The organism is Jeotgalibacillus sp. JSM ZJ347 (assembly GCF_044383825.1).
Classification (GTDB): Bacteria; Bacillota; Bacilli; order Bacillales; family Jeotgalibacillaceae; genus Jeotgalibacillus.
Window position 1 is genome coordinate 939,012 of record NZ_JBISEN010000002.1, and the last position, 17,132, is coordinate 956,143.

Here is a 17,132-nt window from a genome sequence, read left to right on the forward strand (position 1 = left end):
ATCAACTTTTGCTGAAGACCCGTCCGCTTCTACAAATCCCGGCCCGCCAGCCCCATGGCATTCATCCCTTTCCACACTTTCAATTACGTGCTAAAATTGATTAGTTAATACAATGTACGGAGGCTATACATGAAAAAAGGATCGGATCATCAAAAAGGAAAGCTTGTGCCATTTACCCAGACAGGTGAAAGTCTGTATAAGCGTGGGATGGCCATTTATCAAAAAGGTCAGCTTGAGAAGGCTGTGAAATATTTAGGGAAAGCAGCTGAGCTTGAGCCGGAAGAGCCGATGATTGCACTTCAGATTGCGATGATTGAAACGGAGCTTGGTCATTTCCAGGAGTCCAATGAACGCTTGAAACGTATAAGTGAGTCAACCGATCCGTCTATGACAGAAATTCATTATTTTATGGCAAATAATTATGCGCACCTTGGATTGTTCCAAGAGGCATACCGCCATGTAAATACGTATTTGCAGGATCAGCCTGATGGTGAATTTTCAGAGGATGCTGAGGATCTGCTTGAACTGCTGGAGTTTGAAGATGAAGATGGTTTTGATGAGGGATTTGAACAGGATGACCTGATTATTCATCAGGAGAAGGCGGGGAAACTGCTTGCTGATGGAAAGTTTGAAGAAGCGATTGAGGTACTTGAAGAAGTTATTGAGCGCTTTCCGGATTACTGGTCAGCCTATAATAACCTTGCGCTTGCCTACTTTTATCAGGGAGAAACTGAGCAGGCTTCTGCAATTTTGACTGAAGTGCTGAATAAAAACCCTGGTAATCTGCATGCGCTATGTAATTTAGCGGTATTTTATCATTATCAGGGACGTACGAAGGAATTGCAGTCACTTGTAAAAGCGCTTGAAACAGTGCATCCGTTTCTGATTGAACACCGCTTTAAGCTTGGCGCAACTTTCGCATTACTTGGAAAGCATGAACAGGCATATGGCTGGCTGAAGAGCCTAGCGAAAAAAGGGTTCGAGGGTGATGGCGGGTTTCACTACTGGCTCTCGCATTCTGCCTGGCATTCAGGTCATAAAAAAGCTGCTGAAGATGCATGGAAGCGTGTCATTGAAGAGCAGCCTGATAAAGCAGGGCAGGAGCCGTGGAACCGCGCAACTGTCCGTAATGATGATAAGTTAAAAACGTTTTATCCGGAAGAGCGGATGTTTATTTTATTTAAAGATATTCAGGAGTCAGACAGTCTTTTAGATGCTGCGCCGCCTGAATACTTTACCGAGATTGAAACAGCATACTACCGGATGCTGCAGTCTGATGAGCCGCAGGATACGCCGATCAGCAGAGCGCACAGTGTTGCATGTGAGCTGTTAAAACACTTTGATCTGCACGAAAAATCTCATCAGGGGTTATTTTATATGTGGTTCCATATTGTTTATCATGGGGCAGTTCACGGGTATTCATTTCAAAATGTAGAGGGCCTTGCTGCTGCTGTGGAGTATTTATGGCGAAAAGTCCGAGGTTCTAAACTGACGCAAAAAGAAATCGCAGCTAAATACGGAATTTCATCCGGAACGCTTGCGAGATATAAGCGCGAGCTTGAATTATACTTGCCATAAGCAGATGATTGGACGATTATTTCACCTTGGATTACGATAGATTGTAGATAAATTATGAACTCATCAAAAAGGAGTGTCATTTCATGACTGAAGAAAAAATTTATGATGTAATTATTATTGGTGCCGGTCCTGCAGGGATGACGGCTGCTGTATATACTTCAAGAGCAAACCTTTCAACATTGATGCTTGAGCGCGGTGTGCCGGGTGGACAGATGGCAAATACTGAGGACGTTGAGAACTACCCTGGATTTGACCATATTCTGGGACCTGACCTTTCAAATAAAATGTTTGAACACGCAAAGAAATTCGGTGCTGAATATGCATATGGTGATGTAAAGAGCATTGAAGACGGCAAGGATTATAAAACGATCAAAGCCGGATCGAAGGAATATAAAGCGCGTGCTGTACTAATCACAACAGGAGCAGAGTATAAGAAGCTTGGCGTACCGGGTGAAAAAGAACTTGGCGGACGCGGCGTATCTTACTGCGCGGTATGTGACGGTGCATTCTTTAAAGGCAAAGACCTTGTCGTAGTAGGCGGCGGAGACTCTGCTGTTGAAGAAGGTGTCTACCTGACACGCTTTGCGAACAAAGTGACAATCGTACACCGCAGAGACGAACTGCGCGCACAGAAGATCCTTCAGCAGCGTGCATTTGATAACGAAAAAATTGATTTCATCTGGAACACTACAGTGAAGGAAATCAATGAAAAAGACGGGAAAGTCGGATCAGTTACACTTGTATCAACTGAGGACGGTTCTGAATCAGACTTTGCTGCAGACGGCGCATTTATTTATATCGGTATGGTGCCGCTGACAAAGCCGTTTGAAGGACTTGGTATCCTGAATGACGAAGGATACATTGAAACAGACGAAAAAATGCAGACAAATGTACCAGGCATCTTCGCAGCTGGTGACGTCCGCGACAAAACACTTCGCCAGATCGTCACAGCAACAGGCGACGGCAGTGTCGCTTCACAGGCAATCCAGCACTATGTGGAAGAGCTTGCTGAGTCATTGAAGGTTCAATCTTAATTCAATAATGGTTTTTAATAACCGCTGATGATTTCCGCGGAGGACTGCGCTTTCCTGCCCCCGGGGGTGAGCCTCCGTCCTCGACTCCAATTATCAGCGGGATATATAACTGATCAAACTTAGAGCCTCTCCTTAGTTGGAGGGGTTTTGTTTTGTTTAAATGTGATGTGCGGGTTCAGGAGATTGGGTGTGATGTTCCGGAGATTATGTGGCGTGTTCATGAAATTACATGTACTGTTCAGAAGATTACAGCGGTGGTCCTAGAGATTTTATAAGTGGTCCCTGAGATTGTGTAATTAGACCCACCCTAATTCTGTTGGTTATTCAAAAATATACGATTAGTTTTGAAGTCTTTTAAGGCAGTAAACATTCATTCATCAACTGTTGGTTGGTCAGTTAGTAATGGCATTTAAAGAGCTTATGTGTTTATAAAGTCCATCAAACGTTCTGCACAGCAGGTGATTGGAGCGTAAGGGGGCGACTCCTGTGGCAGGAAGGGACAGGTGAGACAAAGCACGGCGAAGCCTGCTGGCTCACCGCCCGGCCACGGAAAGCGTCCCCCTGAAGCGGAAATCACCAGCCAAACTATAAAAAGCAAAACTTTATATCAATAACCAAATCTTTATCTAATCGTTACCAAACTGTAACCACTATGCAACAATTTATGGGTATAGTAAGACCATAAGTAATTGACCCCCTTTAAGTATATATTACCGGCACGGACACCAAACAGGTCCGTGCCCTTTTTTTGTTTACATATCAAAAAGGAAATTTGCATACAGATAAAGAAGGAGTCAGTACGGCTTCATTGTGAGAGCTTCTTAAACCATGTATAATAAAATGAATGAGCAAAAAATGAGCAGGTGATATTGTGCAGAGAATAACGAATTGTGTATATATAAAAGATAACCAGGCACTGCTTCTTCAAAAACCGAGAAGAGACTGGTGGGTTGCACCGGGCGGTAAAATGGAGCCGGGTGAATCTGTCAGGGATGCCTGCATTCGAGAGTACCGTGAAGAAACCGGTATTTATGTGAAGAATCCTGAAATTAAAGGGATTTTCACATTCATTATAAAAGAAGGAAATGAAGTCATTTCCGAGTGGATGATGTTTACGTTTCTGGCGACAGAAGGTGATGGTCTGATGCTGGATGAATCGCCTGAAGGCATTCTGCAGTGGCAGCCGGTTGAAGCGATTCAGTCGCTTGATATGGCTGAAGGTGACCGTCATATTCTTGAATATGTGGTCCATGGTCAGGGCGTTATCTATGGTACGTTCACTTATACAAAAGATTTTGAGCTATTATCTTATCGTCTGGATCCAAGCTGAGGGGGAGTGTCATCATGTCAACAGATATGGAATTAGTCATTATTACAGGAATGTCGGGGGCAGGAAAAACAGTTGCGATTCAAAGCTTTGAAGACCTGGGTTTTTTCTGTGTAGATAACCTGCCTCCGACACTGCTGCCGAAATTTCTGGAACTGATGAAAGAGTCAGGAGACAAGATGAACCGCGTGGCAGTCGTAATGGATTTAAGAGGGAGGGAGTTTTTCGACTCTCTTTTTCAGGCGCTGGATCAGTTTGATCATGAAGAAAGACTAAAGCCGCGCATTCTATTTTTAGAGGCTGATGATCAGGCGCTTGTAAGACGCTATAAAGAAACGAGACGTTCTCATCCGCTTGCACCTGCAGGTCTGCCGATGGAAGGGATCAAGCAGGAACGCCTGCTGTTAGCTGATCTCAAAGGACGCGCACAGACGATTTATAATACATCAAGCTTAAAACCGAGAGAGCTGCGCGAGAAAATTCTGCATGAGTTTTCAGTGAACAAGCAGTCTTTATTTACCGTCAATGTGATGTCTTTTGGCTTCAAGCACGGACTCCCGATTGATGCTGACCTTGTGTTTGATGTGAGATTCCTGCCGAATCCACACTATATTGATCATATGAGACCCCAGACAGGCCTGGATGAAGAAGTATCTGAGTATGTAATGAAGTGGAACGAGACGAAGAAGTTTCTTGAGAAGACAATCGATCTGCTGCAGTTCATGTTGCCGCATTATAAACGTGAAGGTAAAAGCCAGCTTGTGATTGCGATTGGTTGTACAGGCGGTCAGCACCGTTCTGTTGCACTCACTGAAGAGATTGCACGGGCATTTGCGAAAGACTACCACACTCAGATTACACACCGTGATATTCACAAAAAGCAGGGTGCACCGAAAAAATGACCCAGCAAAAAGGTAAGGTTGTCGTGATCGGAGGCGGGACAGGCCTGTCTGTTCTGCTCCGCGGGCTGAAGCAGCACCCGCTTGATCTGACAGCGATTGTGACAGTGGCTGACGACGGGGGCAGTTCGGGCAGAATCAGGGATGACCTGAAAATTCCGCCACCCGGGGATATTAGAAATGTGATTGCTGCATTATCTGATGTTGAGCCGCTGGTCGAAGAGATGTTCCAATACAGATTTGCGAGTAAAAACGAATTAAGCGGTCATTCGCTGGGGAACTTAATTATAGCAGCAATGACTTCAATCACTGGTGACTTCGCACACGGTGTTGAGGAAATGAGTAAAGTGCTCAATGTCAGAGGCCGCGTGCTTCCTTCTGCCAACCAGAGCATCGTGTTGTCTGCAGAAATGGAAGACGGCACGATTATTAAAGGTGAATCTAAAATTCCATTCAGCGGTAAGAAAATTAACCGTGTATTTTTATCACCTAAAAATGTGAAAGCACTGCCTCAGGCTGTAGAAGCGATTGAGGAAGCTGATATGATTATTATCGGGCCGGGCTCACTTTATACAAGTATCCTGCCTAATCTGCTTGTAAAAGAAATCGGACAGGCAGTTTTAAAGAGTTCTGCGCCAAAGGTATACATTTGTAACCTGATGACGCAGGCTGGGGAGACGATGAATTATACAGCTTCTCAGCATGTAGAAGCGATCTATCAGCATATGGGAACTAAATTTATGGACTACGTACTGGTCAATAATGAGGATGTCCCTGCAGAGATCCGCTCACTTTATGATAAAGAAATGGCGGAACCTGTAAAATTTGATGTCGATCGGTTAAAAGCCCTCGGACTTCAGGTGGTTTATGATAAAATAATTATTAATCGCGAAGGACTTATCCGTCATGATACTGATCGTGTCGCAGAAATTGTTGTCCGCTTAATGGCTGAAACGAAAGATCAGCTAGCGTAGTTAGTGAAAGAGGGAGGCGGAAAAGACACATGTCGTTTGCGTCAGAAACGAAGAAAGAACTCACCCAGATAGAAGCAAATGATTGCTGCTCAAAAGCAGAATTGTCTGCACTGATCCGGATGAACGGATCACTGTCTTTTTCAAACAGAGTTCTGATTGTGAATATCCAGACAGAAAATGCGGCAATTGCCCGCAGAATTTATACACTGATCAAAAAGAATTACACGGTACAGGTTGAACTCCTGGTCCGTAAAAAAATGAGACTGAAGAAAAACAACGTATATATCGTCAGAATTGCTGAGCAGGCAAAAGATATCCTTGAAGATCTGAATATCCTGGGTGAAGGTTTCCGTCTGAACCATGATATCAGTCCCGCAATGATCGGCAAAAAGTGCTGTCAGCGTGCATATTTAAGAGGTGCATTTTTAGCTGGCGGTTCAGTTAATAATCCTGAAACTTCATCTTATCACCTCGAAATTTTCACACTGTATGAAGAGCATAACGATTCACTTGCAAAGCTGATGAATCAGTTTGATCTGAACGGTAAGACAATTGAGCGTAAAAAGGGCTTTGTTACTTACCTGAAAGAAGCTGAAAAAATCACTGAATTTTTCAGTCTGATCGGTGCTCACCAGGCATTGCTCCGCTTTGAAGATGTGAGAATTGTAAGAGATATGAGAAACTCGGTGAACCGTCTTGTTAACTGCGAGACCGCAAACCTCAATAAAACGATCGGAGCGGCACTCAGACAAGTTGAGAATATCCGCTTTATCGAAAGAACAGCAGGTCTCGGTATTTTACCAGACAAGCTGAGAGAAATTGCTGAACTCCGAGTTGCTTATCAGGATGTCACGCTGAAGGAACTGGGAGAAATGGTCTCCGGCGGCGCTGTCAGCAAGTCCGGGATCAATCACCGCTTAAGAAAAATCGATCAGATCGCTGAAAAATTACGCAAAGGTGAAATGGTAGGAAACTAAATACAGGAGGAGATCAGATGCAGCAAAAGGAAGTAACAGTCAGGTTAAAAAGTGGATTGCAGGCGCGACCTGCATCCATGTTTGTTCAGGAAGCTACAAAGTTTTCTTCAGACGTTTACATTGAAAAAGAAAACAAAAAGGTGAACGCAAAAAGCATTATGGGCCTAATGAGCCTTGCACTCAGCTCAGGTGAAAGCTTTACTTTAATCACAGATGGTGCTGATGAAGAAGCTGCAATGCAAACGCTTGCGGCATATGTGGAAGAAGAAAATTGATCAGGTCCCTTTTCGGTTTTGCCGGGGAGGGATTTTTTTGTTTGGAGGGTATTTTGCTGGAAGATCCGGGAGGGGACTGGTACAAGTTTTGATGGGATTGCTACAACCTGGCCGGTGATTGCAACAACTTCCCGGGTGTATCGCTACAAGCTAAACGCGGATTGCTACAACCTGGACAGAAAATGCTTCAACCTAACCGTATTTCAGCATAAAAAAACCACGCCGTTAAAAAACAGCGTGGTTACGAAATGTTAAACCTTTAATTAAACGCCCTCGAAGGGAATCGAACCCCTATCTCAAGAACCGGAATCTTGCGTCATATCCATTAAACTACGAGGGCACGTTTTAACAATGCTTTTCTATTATAATAAAGGAGTTTTCGGAATGCAAGCCGAATATTAATATAAAGAAGATGGTTCAGACTTGTTAATCAGGTGCTCAGATGGGTATGATGAAAGGAAGAAAGATCAAGTCATTTTGTTTGACCTTGTTTGACCTTCATTGTAAGATAACAGTACATATTGTTGCAACACCACCACTAGATCGCTAAAGGAGGATTTTTCAATGAATTTAATTCCAACAGTTATTGAACAGACTAACCGCGGTGAGCGTGCATATGACATTTATTCACGTTTACTGAAAGACCGCATTGTTATGCTGGGAAGCGCAATTGACGATAACGTTGCGAACTCAATCGTATCTCAGCTGCTATTTTTAGAAGCTGATAATCCGGATAAAGATATTTACCTATACATCAACAGCCCGGGCGGAAGCATCACAGCGGGTATGGCAATCTATGATACGATGCAGTTCATTAAGCCGAAAGTGCACACGATCTGTATCGGTATGGCAGCATCAATGGGTGCATTCCTTCTTGCTGCAGGTGAAAAAGGTCACCGCTATGCTTTACCTAACGCTGAAGTAATGATTCACCAGCCACTTGGCGGTGCCCAAGGTCAGGCAACTGAAATCGATATCGCTGCAAAGCGCATCCTGTTCCTACGCGAAAAGCTGAACAAAATTCTTGCTGAGCGTACTGGTCAGGATTTCGAAACAATCGCAAAAGATACTGACCGCGATAACTTCATGACAGCTGAACGCGCGAAAGAATATGGTCTTGTTGACCAGATTATGGATCGTAATAAGCTTGCTGAAGAAGGAAAATAATTTTAAGATCAGCCGGTCTCTCTTTTAGAGGGATCGGTTTTTTACGCTGTCATATCGGCTGGGATAAAAATTGATGATTATAATCTTCAATTTTATTTCTCGCATTGAAATTGATGAGGAGGTAATTTTATTGATCGTACACTACTACACCCGCAAAAACTGCTCTCTCTGTGAAGAAGGCAAACTAATGCTCGAACTCGCACAGGAGGATCACGGCTTTGAAATTGAAGAACGTGATATTGATACGTCTGATGAATGGACGGAGAAGTATGGTTTGATGATCCCTGTAGTGGAAGTGGACGGAGAGATCATTCAGGCTGGCACTATTGACTTTGTGACAATAAGTAAACGTTTTCAAAAAAAGTCTTGACTTTATTTCTTGAAACGTTCTAAGAACCTTGCTATGATTAGAGGCGTAGCAGGGATCTTTTTTTTGCGCCTGATGGGACATAATATGTCTATGTGGGACAAAAAATGACCAGGAACACTTCGATGTCAGGATAATTGCCGGGCCTTGAAGTGATGTTTCACTGAAAAGGAGCTTTGATATGGCAAACATAATTGACATCCAAAAGCGTCTGGTGCCTGACCTGCTTGATGAGATTCAACTGAAGTACCAGGTTTTGAGGTCAGTCAGGTTTTTGCAGCCTGTTGGCAGAAGAAGTCTTGCACAGTCTCTCGGTATGACAGAGCGGGTATTAAGGAAAGAGGTTGAGCAGTTAAAAGCTCAGGATCTTCTCCACATTCATTCTTCAGGTATGAGCCTGACGAGAGATGGAATGGAAATCCTTATCCCACTTGAACGCATGATCAATGAGATATCGGGTATAACTTTAATGGAGCATTCGATAAAAGAGATGCTGAAAGTCAAAGAGGTTATAATTGTACCTGGTGACAGTGACGATTCGCCATGGGTGAAAGAAGAACTTGGACGGGCAGCGATTCAGAGTATGAAGCCTTATGTCGGCACTGACACAGTGATTGCAGTGACCGGTGGTACAACGATGTCTGCTGTAGCGGGCATGCTGACGCCTGACTTTGCCACACCTGAAACATTGTTTGTTCCGGCGCGTGGCGGTATTGGTGAGGATGTTCAGAACCAGGCGAATACAATCTGCTCGACAATGGCACAAAAATCCGGTGCGAGGCACAGAGTATTATATGTGCCGGACCAGGTCAGCCGTGAAGTGTATGAATCGATTATGAAAGAACCTGCGATCAAAGAAGTGATGTCTCTTATTACTTCAGCAGATCTTGTTCTTCATGGGATCGGTGATGCATTTACAATGGCAAAACGCCGCAGCACAACTGAGGAACATTTTCAGACGATTTCTACAGGACAGGCTGTCGGTGAAGCGTTTGGTTATTACTTTGATGTGGAGGGCAATATAGTCCATAAAGTAAAAACCGTTGGGCTTCAGCTCAAAGACCTGAGCAATGTACCTAATGTATTTGCCGTAGCCGGAGGTCACTCCAAGGCACAGGCAATCCGCGCTTATTTTAAAGGCGCACCAGAGACTTCTTCGACGCTGATTACAGACGAAGGAGCAGCGAGAGAGCTTTTGAAAGGTTAAGTCCTTTTGAAATATAAAAAAAGCACCATCCCCAAACATTCTAAGGAGGAATTATTCATGACAGTGAAAATTGGAATTAACGGATTTGGACGTATCGGACGTAACGTATACCGTGCAGCACTTAACAACCCGGAAGTAGAGGTTGTAGCAGTAAACGACCTTACTGATGCAAACATGCTTGCACATCTTCTACAGTATGACTCAGTTCACGGCAAGCTAGATCAGAAAGTAGAAGTAGATGGCGACGACAACCTTCTTGTTGACGGACACAAAGTAAAGGTTCTTGCTGAGCGCGATCCAGCTAACCTTCCATGGGGCGACCTCGGCGTTGAGATCGTAATCGAATCAACTGGTATTTTCACTAAAGGTGAAGCTGCTGCTAAGCACCTTGAAGGCGGAGCGAAGAAAGTTATTATCTCTGCACCAGCTAACGGTGAAGACCTTACAGTGGTTATGGGTGTTAACGAAGACAAGTATGACCCAGCTAGCCACAACGTAATCTCTAACGCTTCTTGTACAACGAACTGCCTTGCACCATATGCAAAAGTTCTTAACGACAAGTTCGGAATCAAGCGTGGTATGATGACAACAGTTCACTCATACACAAATGACCAGCAGATCCTTGACCTGCCACACAAAGACTACCGTCGTGCGCGTGCAGCTGCTGAAAACATTATCCCAACTTCAACTGGAGCTGCAAAAGCAGTATCTCTTGTACTTCCAGAACTTGAAGGCAAGCTGAACGGTATGGCAATGCGTGTACCAACGCCAAACGTATCACTTGTTGACCTTGTAGCTGAACTTGATCAGAACGTAACTGCTGACGAAATCAATGCTGCGCTTAAAGAAGCTGCTGAAGGCGACCTTAAAGGAATCCTTGAGTACAGCGATGAGCCACTTGTATCAACTGACTACAATGGCAACACGCACTCTTCAATCGTAGATGGTCTTTCTACAATGGTTCTTGAAGATAACATGGTAAAAGTACTTTCTTGGTACGATAACGAAACTGGTTACTCAAACCGTTGTGTAGACCTAGCTGCTTACATGGCTGCAAAAGGACTGTAAAAAGTCAGATTGTAAATAGAGTATGATTGGTCTTTCGGCCGGTCATCCCTTATAATAAGAGGGTGAAACGGGGAGCGGGGAATGATCCCCACTCCCTTTTTTCATCCGCTAATCAATTGAAGGAGGCCTGTATTCAATGAACAAGAAAAGCATGAAGGATGTTGATCTTAAAGGGAAACGGGTATTTTGCCGCGTAGACTTTAACGTGCCGATGAAGGACGGGGAAGTCACAGATGATACACGCGTGCGTGCTGCTCTTCCTACGATCAAGTATTTAACAGAAGCTGGAGCAAAGGTGATTTTAGCGAGCCACCTTGGACGTCCAAAGGGTGAAGTTGTTGAGGAACTTCGTCTGGCACCTGTAGCTGCACACCTGTCTTCACTGATTGGAAAAGACGTGAAAACAGTAGAAGAAGCATATGGTGCGAAAGCTGAAGAAGCTGTTTCTTCTCTTGAAGAAGGAGACATTCTCGTTCTTGAAAATGTGCGCTTCTATCCTGGTGAGGAAAAGAACGATGCTGAACTTGCGAAGCAGTTTGCAAGCCTTGCTGATGTCTATGTAAATGATGCATTCGGAGCAGCACACCGTGCACATGCTTCAACTGCAGGCATTGCAGAGCACATCCCGGCTGTATCAGGTCTGCTGATGGAAAAAGAGCTTGACGTATTAGGTAAAGCTTTATCGAATCCGGAGCGTCCGTTCACAGCAATTATTGGCGGAGCAAAAGTAAAAGACAAGATCGGTGTCATCGATCATCTGCTTGATAAAGTGGATAACCTGATTATTGGCGGCGGACTGGCTTATACATTTGTAAAAGCACAGGGGCATGAAATCGGGAAATCTCTTTTAGAAGAAGATAAAATCGATCTTGCAAAAGAATTTATGAAAAAAGCAGAAGACAAAGGCGTGAAGTTCTATATGCCGGTCGATATCGTCGTAGCGGATGATTTCTCAAACGATGCGAATATCAAAGAAGTACCTGTCGATGAAATTCCATCTGATTGGGAAGGTCTTGATATCGGACCGAAAACACGCGAATTGTATCGTGACGTGATCCTTCAGTCCAAGCTTGTGATCTGGAATGGACCAATGGGTGTATTTGAACTTGATTCATTTGCGAATGGTACAAAAGCGGTAGGACAAGCCCTTGCTGATGCACAGGATACATATTCTGTCATCGGTGGAGGAGACTCAGCTGCAGCAGTCGAGAAGTTCGGCATAGCAGATCAAATGAGTCATATCTCAACAGGTGGCGGTGCCTCTCTTGAGTTTATGGAAGGTAAAGATCTTCCAGGCGTTGTCGCACTAAACGATAAGTAAACCGGGAAAGGATGATCATCAATGCGTAAACCAATTATTGCAGGAAACTGGAAAATGAATAAAACAGCATCTGAGGCGAAAGCTTTTACTGAAGAAGTTGCTTCAAAAGTACCTTCAAATGAGAAGGTGGATGCTGTAATCTGTTCACCGGCACTATTTTTAGCAAATCTTGTGGATTTAACTAAAAACTCAGATGCCGCTGTAGGTGCACAGAACATGCATTTTGAGGAAAATGGAGCGTTCACAGGTGAAACTAGCCCTGTTGCACTTCAGGACCTTGGCGTGCAATACGTGATTCTTGGACACTCTGAACGCCGTGACATGTTCAATGAAACGGATGAGTCAGTAAACAAGAAGACACATGCTGCATTCAAGTACAGCCTTACACCAATCGTGTGTGTAGGTGAATCACTTGAACAGCGTGAAAACAATGAAACAAAAGACTTTGTCGGTGGTCAGGTAAAGGCTGCACTTGAAGGATTATCTGAAGAGCAGGTAAAACAGACAGTGATTGCATACGAGCCAATCTGGGCAATCGGCACTGGTAAATCTTCAACTGCACAAGATGCAAATGAAGTATGTGCACACATCCGTTCAGTTGTTGCTTCAACTATGTCAGAAGCTGCTGCAGAAGCAGTACGTATTCAGTATGGCGGCAGCGTAAAGCCTGCTAACATTGAAGAGTATATGGCACAAAGCGATATCGACGGAGCACTTGTCGGCGGTGCAAGTCTTGAAGCAGATTCATTCCTTGCACTTGTGGAGGCTGGCGCAAATGCGTAAAGCCCCTGTAGCTTTAATTATTCTCGACGGTTTTGCACTGCGTGACGAAACAAAAGGCAATGCAGTCGCTAAGGCAAACAAGCCGAACTTTGACCGCTACTGGGAAACCTTTCCTCATAATCAACTGACAGCATGCGGTGAAGCAGTTGGACTTCCGGATGGGCAGATGGGTAACTCAGAGGTAGGTCACCTGAATATCGGTGCAGGACGCACGGTATATCAGAACCTGACGCGTATTAACATTTCAATCCGTGATAAAGAGTTTTATTCTATCCCAGAATTTCTCCGTGCGGTTGATAATGCAAAGCGTCATAACAAAGCACTTCATATTATGGGGCTGCTTTCTGACGGCGGCGTACACAGTCATTATGAGCATCTTTTTGCACTGCTTGAGCTTGCAAAAGAGAATGGTCTGACAAAAGTGTACGTGCACGGATTCTTAGATGGACGCGACGTTGCTCCTTCATCAGGTCTTCGGTATGTTGCGGATGCTGAAGAAAGAATGAAAGAGATCGGCGTTGGTGAATTCGCAAGTATTTCCGGCCGTTATTATGCAATGGACCGTGACAATCGCTGGGAGCGCGTTGAAAAAGCGTACCGTGTAATGGTTGACGGCACTGGCCCAACATTTGGCTCAGCTGCTGAAGGTGTCCAGGCTTCTTATGATGAAGAAGTATACGATGAGTTTGTTATTCCTTTCGTAGTTGAAAAGAATGGCGCGCCTGTTGGCAGAATTGAAAGTCAGGATTCAGTGATCTTCTTCAACTTCCGTCCTGACCGCGCAATTCAAATGTCAACGGCACTCACAAACCCTGACTTCCAGGGCTTTGACCTCGGTCAGAACAAACCTGAGAATCTGCAGTTCGTCAGCTTTACACACTATAGCGATAAAGTGCGCGCTGACGTAGCATTTAAAGCAGAGGATCTGAAAAACACAATCGGAGAAGTGCTTTCTGCTAAAGGCCTTACGCAGCTGCGTATTGCTGAAACGGAGAAATATCCTCACGTTACGTTCTTTATGAGCGGCGGACGTGAAAAGGAATTCCCGGGCGAAGAGCGGATCCTGATTGATTCACCTAAAGTGGCAACGTATGATCTGAAGCCTGAAATGAGTGCATACGAAGTGACGGACGCGTTACTTGATGCAATCAATGAAGACCGATTTGATGCGATCCTGCTGAACTTTGCGAACCCGGACATGGTTGGCCACAGCGGTATGCTTGAGCCGACTGTAAAAGCGATTGAAGCCGTAGACGAATGTCTTGGTAAAATTGTTGATCTGATTCACGAAAAAGGTGGACATGCCATTATTACTGCAGACCACGGTAACTCTGATGAAGTGATTACTTCTGAAGATAAGCCGATGACTGCGCACACAACCAATCCGGTACCGGTGATTGTCACAAAAGAAGGCGTAGAGCTCCGCGATGGCGGAATCCTCGGCGACCTTGCACCGACTATGCTTGATTTGCTGAAGGTTGAAAAGCCTGAAGAAATGACTGGTGAGTCGTTAATTAAGAAGTAAGGTTTCCTGTAAACGCAGACCTGCGCTTCAGGCGGAGGCTTTCCGGACGGCGGTCGCTGCTCGTCACGGAGTCCCCGCCTTACGCTCCGGTCAGTTGAGTGACACTTTAATAAAAGATACAGAGACTCTTCCGGACTTTGTATCAAGAATGAAACTATGTAAGTAAATAAGTTAATAATGCAGTGTAACTTCCGGCCTGTAAATTAGCTTTTTACCAACAAACTATTTGCACCTAGTTGGTTGAAGTGGAAGGGGGGACGACTCCAGCAGGAGAAGCGTGACAGGTGAGACCCCGCAGACGCGCAGCGTCGAGGAGGCTCACCGCACGCCCTGCGGAAAGCGTTCCCCCCTGAAGCGGAAACCAACGGACTTAGTTTCAATTATCCCGAAAATCATTTAAAAGAGGAGAGATTTTAACATGCCATTTATCGTAGATGTATACGCACGTGAAGTAATCGATTCACGCGGTAACCCAACAGTAGAAGTTGAAGTTTACACTGAAAGCGGCGCATTCGGCCGTGCACTAGTACCATCAGGTGCTTCAACAGGTGAATATGAAGCAGTAGAACTTCGTGACGCTGACAAAGACCGTTATGTAGGTAAAGGTGTTCTTAAGGCAGTAGAAAACGTAAATAACATCATCGCACCTGAACTAATTGACAGCTATTCAGTACTTGACCAGGTATCAATCGACCATGCAATGATCGAGCTTGATGGTACTGAAAATAAAGGTAAGCTAGGTGCTAACGCAATCCTTGGTGTATCTATGGCAGTTGCACACGCAGCAGCAGATTACCTTGATGTACCACTTTATCAGTATCTTGGCGGATTCAACGCGAAGCAGCTTCCAGTTCCAATGATGAACATCCTTAACGGTGGAGAGCATGCTGATAACAACGTAGACATTCAGGAATTCATGGTAATGCCTGTTGGCGCTGAAACATTCCGTGAAGGTCTTCGCATGGGCGCTGAAATCTTCCATTCACTGAAAGCAGTTCTTAAAGACAAAGGTCTTAACACTGCAGTTGGTGATGAAGGTGGATTTGCTCCAAACCTTGGTTCAAATGAAGAAGCACTTTCAACAATCATTGAAGCAATCGAAAAAGCTGGTTACAAGCCAGGAGAACAGGTTCTTCTTGCAATGGATGTAGCAGCTTCTGAAATCTTCAATAAAGAAGACGGCAAGTACCACCTTTCTGGAGAAGGCGTTGTGAAGTCTTCTGAAGAGATGGTTAACTGGTACGCTGAAATGGCTGACAAGTATCCAATCGTATCAATCGAGGATGGCCTTGATGAAAACGACTGGGACGGCTTCAAGCTGTTAACTGAAAAAATCGGTGACAGAGTTCAGCTTGTAGGTGACGATCTGTTCGTTACAAACACTGAAAAGCTTTCTCGCGGAATCGAACAGGGTATCGGTAACTCGATCCTGATCAAAGTGAACCAGATCGGTACACTGACTGAAACATTTGATGCAATCGAAATGGCTAAGCGCGCTGGTTACACTGCAGTTATCTCTCACCGTTCTGGTGAAACTGAAGATGCAACAATCGCTGACATCGCAGTTGCAACAAATGCTGGTCAGATCAAGACTGGTGCACCATCACGTACTGACCGTGTTGCGAAGTACAACCAGCTTCTTCGTATTGAAGATCAGCTTGGGGCAACAGCTCAGTACCTTGGCGCTAACACATTCTATAACTTACGCTAATAACAAGAATCCTCTCTGCTGTGATGGCAGGGGGGATTTTTTTGTGGCGGCTCACTGGGGTCGGTGGATAACCACACCTCATCAAGTACATTTTTCATAGACTTCTTCATACAATGATGGAGAGGTGAAGAACGTGACGAGAGTGAAGCATACGAGTAAGGATGTTGATTTGATCGCAAGGATGATCAGAGCGGAAGCTGAGGGTGAAGGGAAGCTTGGGATGCTGATGGTTGGGAATGTGATTGTGAACCGGGCAGCGGCTGATTGTCTGGATTTCAGAGATGTCAGAACGATTAATGATGTGATTTTTCAAATTCAGGGTGGAAATTATTCTTTTGAAGCGGTGCAAAAAGGTAATTTATTTTACAGCCCGGCAAGAGATCTGGAGAGGGATTTAGCAAGACAGGTGCTGAAATCCTGGAGGCAGCATCCTTCTAAATATGCGCTTTGGTACTTCAATCCATATGCACCGTGTCCGCCAACATGGTACGATCAGCCGTTTTCGGGACAATACAAGCAGCATTGTTACTATGAGCCAATCGCTAATACTTGTGAAAGCGTGTATAGATAGCAAGTCATGTGTAACCTTTTCTGATGGAATAGCAGGAAAGGTTTTTGTATGTTTAGAAAAGCTGGTATCGGATATAATAAATATAATGAAAAATAAACTGAATATTAAGTTTATTTTTCGTTTTTCTCCCGGCTATACTAAAAGCATAAAGTGTCACGTCAGTGTTTGATTCTACAAAAGAAGGAGGGGCTTTTGATGGAACAAATCATTATGTGCGAAGTGAACAGCTGTAAATTTAACAAAGATGGTACCCGGTGTGGTGCGGAGAAAATTCATGTAGCGCCACATAAAGGACGGGCTGAAACAAGTGAGGAGACAGACTGCAAGACATATGAGCATATATAAGAA

16 protein-coding genes, 1 tRNA gene and 1 pseudogene are annotated in these 17,132 nt (G+C 44.4%); 17 read left to right on the forward strand and 1 reads right to left on the reverse strand.

Features of this window, described 5'->3' with window-relative positions; translation table 11 throughout:
• Positions 1-129: 129 nt before the first annotated feature.
• From ACH6CZ_RS10180 to ACH6CZ_RS10210, 7 genes are all read left to right on the forward strand, one after another.
• A complete protein-coding gene (locus ACH6CZ_RS10180; RefSeq protein WP_374097320.1) occupies positions 130-1,578 on the forward strand; it encodes a tetratricopeptide repeat protein in 1,449 nt (482 codons plus the stop codon).
• A gap of 62 nt (positions 1,579-1,640) precedes the next feature.
• On the forward strand, positions 1,641-2,612 hold the full coding sequence (trxB, locus tag ACH6CZ_RS10185; protein ID WP_374097459.1) for a thioredoxin-disulfide reductase: 972 nt from the start codon (positions 1,641-1,643) through the stop codon (positions 2,610-2,612).
• 871 nt (positions 2,613-3,483) lie between these two features.
• Positions 3,484-3,942: an NUDIX hydrolase gene (locus ACH6CZ_RS10190; RefSeq protein ID WP_322422489.1), complete on the forward strand. Its 459-nt coding sequence runs from the start codon at positions 3,484-3,486 to the stop codon at positions 3,940-3,942.
• 14 nt (positions 3,943-3,956) lie between these two features.
• Complete coding sequence (gene rapZ, locus ACH6CZ_RS10195) at positions 3,957-4,841, forward strand: RNase adapter RapZ (protein WP_374097321.1); 885 nt, start codon at positions 3,957-3,959, stop codon at positions 4,839-4,841.
• Positions 4,838-5,812, forward strand: a complete 975-nt coding sequence (locus tag ACH6CZ_RS10200) for a gluconeogenesis factor YvcK family protein (protein WP_374097322.1) — start codon at positions 4,838-4,840, stop codon at positions 5,810-5,812. The genes rapZ and ACH6CZ_RS10200 overlap by 4 nt, the downstream gene beginning before the upstream one ends.
• Before the next feature lie 29 nt (positions 5,813-5,841).
• On the forward strand, positions 5,842-6,789 hold the full coding sequence (gene whiA / locus ACH6CZ_RS10205) for a DNA-binding protein WhiA (RefSeq protein ID WP_374097323.1): 948 nt from the start codon (positions 5,842-5,844) through the stop codon (positions 6,787-6,789).
• A 17-nt stretch (positions 6,790-6,806) separates the two neighbouring features.
• A complete protein-coding gene (locus ACH6CZ_RS10210) occupies positions 6,807-7,064 on the forward strand; it encodes an HPr family phosphocarrier protein (protein WP_374097324.1) in 258 nt (85 codons plus the stop codon).
• 268 nt (positions 7,065-7,332) lie between these two features.
• Here the strand turns inward: ACH6CZ_RS10210 and ACH6CZ_RS10215 are convergent.
• Positions 7,333-7,404: transfer RNA gene (locus ACH6CZ_RS10215), tRNA-Arg, on the reverse strand.
• A gap of 221 nt (positions 7,405-7,625) precedes the next feature.
• Between ACH6CZ_RS10215 and clpP the strand changes: the two are divergent.
• The 10 genes and pseudogenes from clpP to ACH6CZ_RS10265 form a co-directional block, all read left to right on the forward strand.
• Positions 7,626-8,231: pseudogene (gene clpP, locus ACH6CZ_RS10220) on the forward strand (ATP-dependent Clp endopeptidase proteolytic subunit ClpP); the annotation flags it as partial.
• A gap of 130 nt (positions 8,232-8,361) precedes the next feature.
• Positions 8,362-8,601, forward strand: a complete 240-nt coding sequence (locus ACH6CZ_RS10225; protein WP_374097325.1) for a glutaredoxin family protein — start codon at positions 8,362-8,364, stop codon at positions 8,599-8,601.
• A 178-nt stretch (positions 8,602-8,779) separates the two neighbouring features.
• Entirely contained in the window at positions 8,780-9,805 is a 1,026-nt protein-coding gene (locus tag ACH6CZ_RS10230; RefSeq protein ID WP_374097326.1) for a sugar-binding transcriptional regulator, read from the forward strand.
• A gap of 57 nt (positions 9,806-9,862) precedes the next feature.
• Positions 9,863-10,873: a type I glyceraldehyde-3-phosphate dehydrogenase gene (gene gap / locus ACH6CZ_RS10235; RefSeq protein ID WP_374097327.1), complete on the forward strand. Its 1,011-nt coding sequence runs from the start codon at positions 9,863-9,865 to the stop codon at positions 10,871-10,873.
• A 136-nt stretch (positions 10,874-11,009) separates the two neighbouring features.
• Entirely contained in the window at positions 11,010-12,194 is a 1,185-nt protein-coding gene (locus ACH6CZ_RS10240; protein WP_374097328.1) for a phosphoglycerate kinase, read from the forward strand.
• A gap of 21 nt (positions 12,195-12,215) precedes the next feature.
• Positions 12,216-12,977 (forward strand): triose-phosphate isomerase, encoded by a 762-nt coding sequence (tpiA, locus tag ACH6CZ_RS10245; RefSeq protein WP_374097330.1) that lies wholly within the window; start codon positions 12,216-12,218, stop codon positions 12,975-12,977.
• Positions 12,970-14,502: a 2,3-bisphosphoglycerate-independent phosphoglycerate mutase gene (gene gpmI, locus ACH6CZ_RS10250; protein ID WP_374097331.1), complete on the forward strand. Its 1,533-nt coding sequence runs from the start codon at positions 12,970-12,972 to the stop codon at positions 14,500-14,502. Before tpiA ends, gpmI begins: the two co-directional genes overlap by 8 nt.
• A gap of 418 nt (positions 14,503-14,920) precedes the next feature.
• On the forward strand, positions 14,921-16,213 hold the full coding sequence (gene eno, locus ACH6CZ_RS10255) for a phosphopyruvate hydratase (protein WP_374097332.1): 1,293 nt from the start codon (positions 14,921-14,923) through the stop codon (positions 16,211-16,213).
• 133 nt (positions 16,214-16,346) lie between these two features.
• Entirely contained in the window at positions 16,347-16,784 is a 438-nt protein-coding gene (locus ACH6CZ_RS10260) for a cell wall hydrolase (RefSeq protein WP_374097333.1), read from the forward strand.
• A 195-nt stretch (positions 16,785-16,979) separates the two neighbouring features.
• Positions 16,980-17,129: a DUF1540 domain-containing protein gene (locus ACH6CZ_RS10265; RefSeq protein ID WP_374097334.1), complete on the forward strand. Its 150-nt coding sequence runs from the start codon at positions 16,980-16,982 to the stop codon at positions 17,127-17,129.
• Positions 17,130-17,132 lie beyond the last annotated feature (3 nt).

What these genes read in the sequence shown, in the direction of transcription:
- gap (WP_374097327.1), top strand. Translation starts at nt 9,863, where the DNA reads ATGACAGTGAAAATTGGAATTAACGGATTTGGACGTATCGGACGTAAC.
- rapZ (WP_374097321.1), top strand. Translation starts at nt 3,957, where the DNA reads ATGTCAACAGATATGGAATTAGTCATTATTACAGGAATGTCGGGGGCA.
- whiA (WP_374097323.1), top strand. Translation starts at nt 5,842, where the DNA reads ATGTCGTTTGCGTCAGAAACGAAGAAAGAACTCACCCAGATAGAAGCA.
- ACH6CZ_RS10200 (WP_374097322.1), top strand. Translation starts at nt 4,838, where the DNA reads ATGACCCAGCAAAAAGGTAAGGTTGTCGTGATCGGAGGCGGGACAGGC.
- ACH6CZ_RS10265 (WP_374097334.1), top strand. Translation starts at nt 16,980, where the DNA reads ATGGAACAAATCATTATGTGCGAAGTGAACAGCTGTAAATTTAACAAA.
- ACH6CZ_RS10230 (WP_374097326.1), top strand. Translation starts at nt 8,780, where the DNA reads ATGGCAAACATAATTGACATCCAAAAGCGTCTGGTGCCTGACCTGCTT.
- tpiA (WP_374097330.1), top strand. Translation starts at nt 12,216, where the DNA reads ATGCGTAAACCAATTATTGCAGGAAACTGGAAAATGAATAAAACAGCA.
- gpmI (WP_374097331.1), top strand. Translation starts at nt 12,970, where the DNA reads ATGCGTAAAGCCCCTGTAGCTTTAATTATTCTCGACGGTTTTGCACTG.
- ACH6CZ_RS10210 (WP_374097324.1), top strand. Translation starts at nt 6,807, where the DNA reads ATGCAGCAAAAGGAAGTAACAGTCAGGTTAAAAAGTGGATTGCAGGCG.
- ACH6CZ_RS10180 (WP_374097320.1), top strand. Translation starts at nt 130, where the DNA reads ATGAAAAAAGGATCGGATCATCAAAAAGGAAAGCTTGTGCCATTTACC.
- ACH6CZ_RS10240 (WP_374097328.1), top strand. Translation starts at nt 11,010, where the DNA reads ATGAACAAGAAAAGCATGAAGGATGTTGATCTTAAAGGGAAACGGGTA.
- eno (WP_374097332.1), top strand. Translation starts at nt 14,921, where the DNA reads ATGCCATTTATCGTAGATGTATACGCACGTGAAGTAATCGATTCACGC.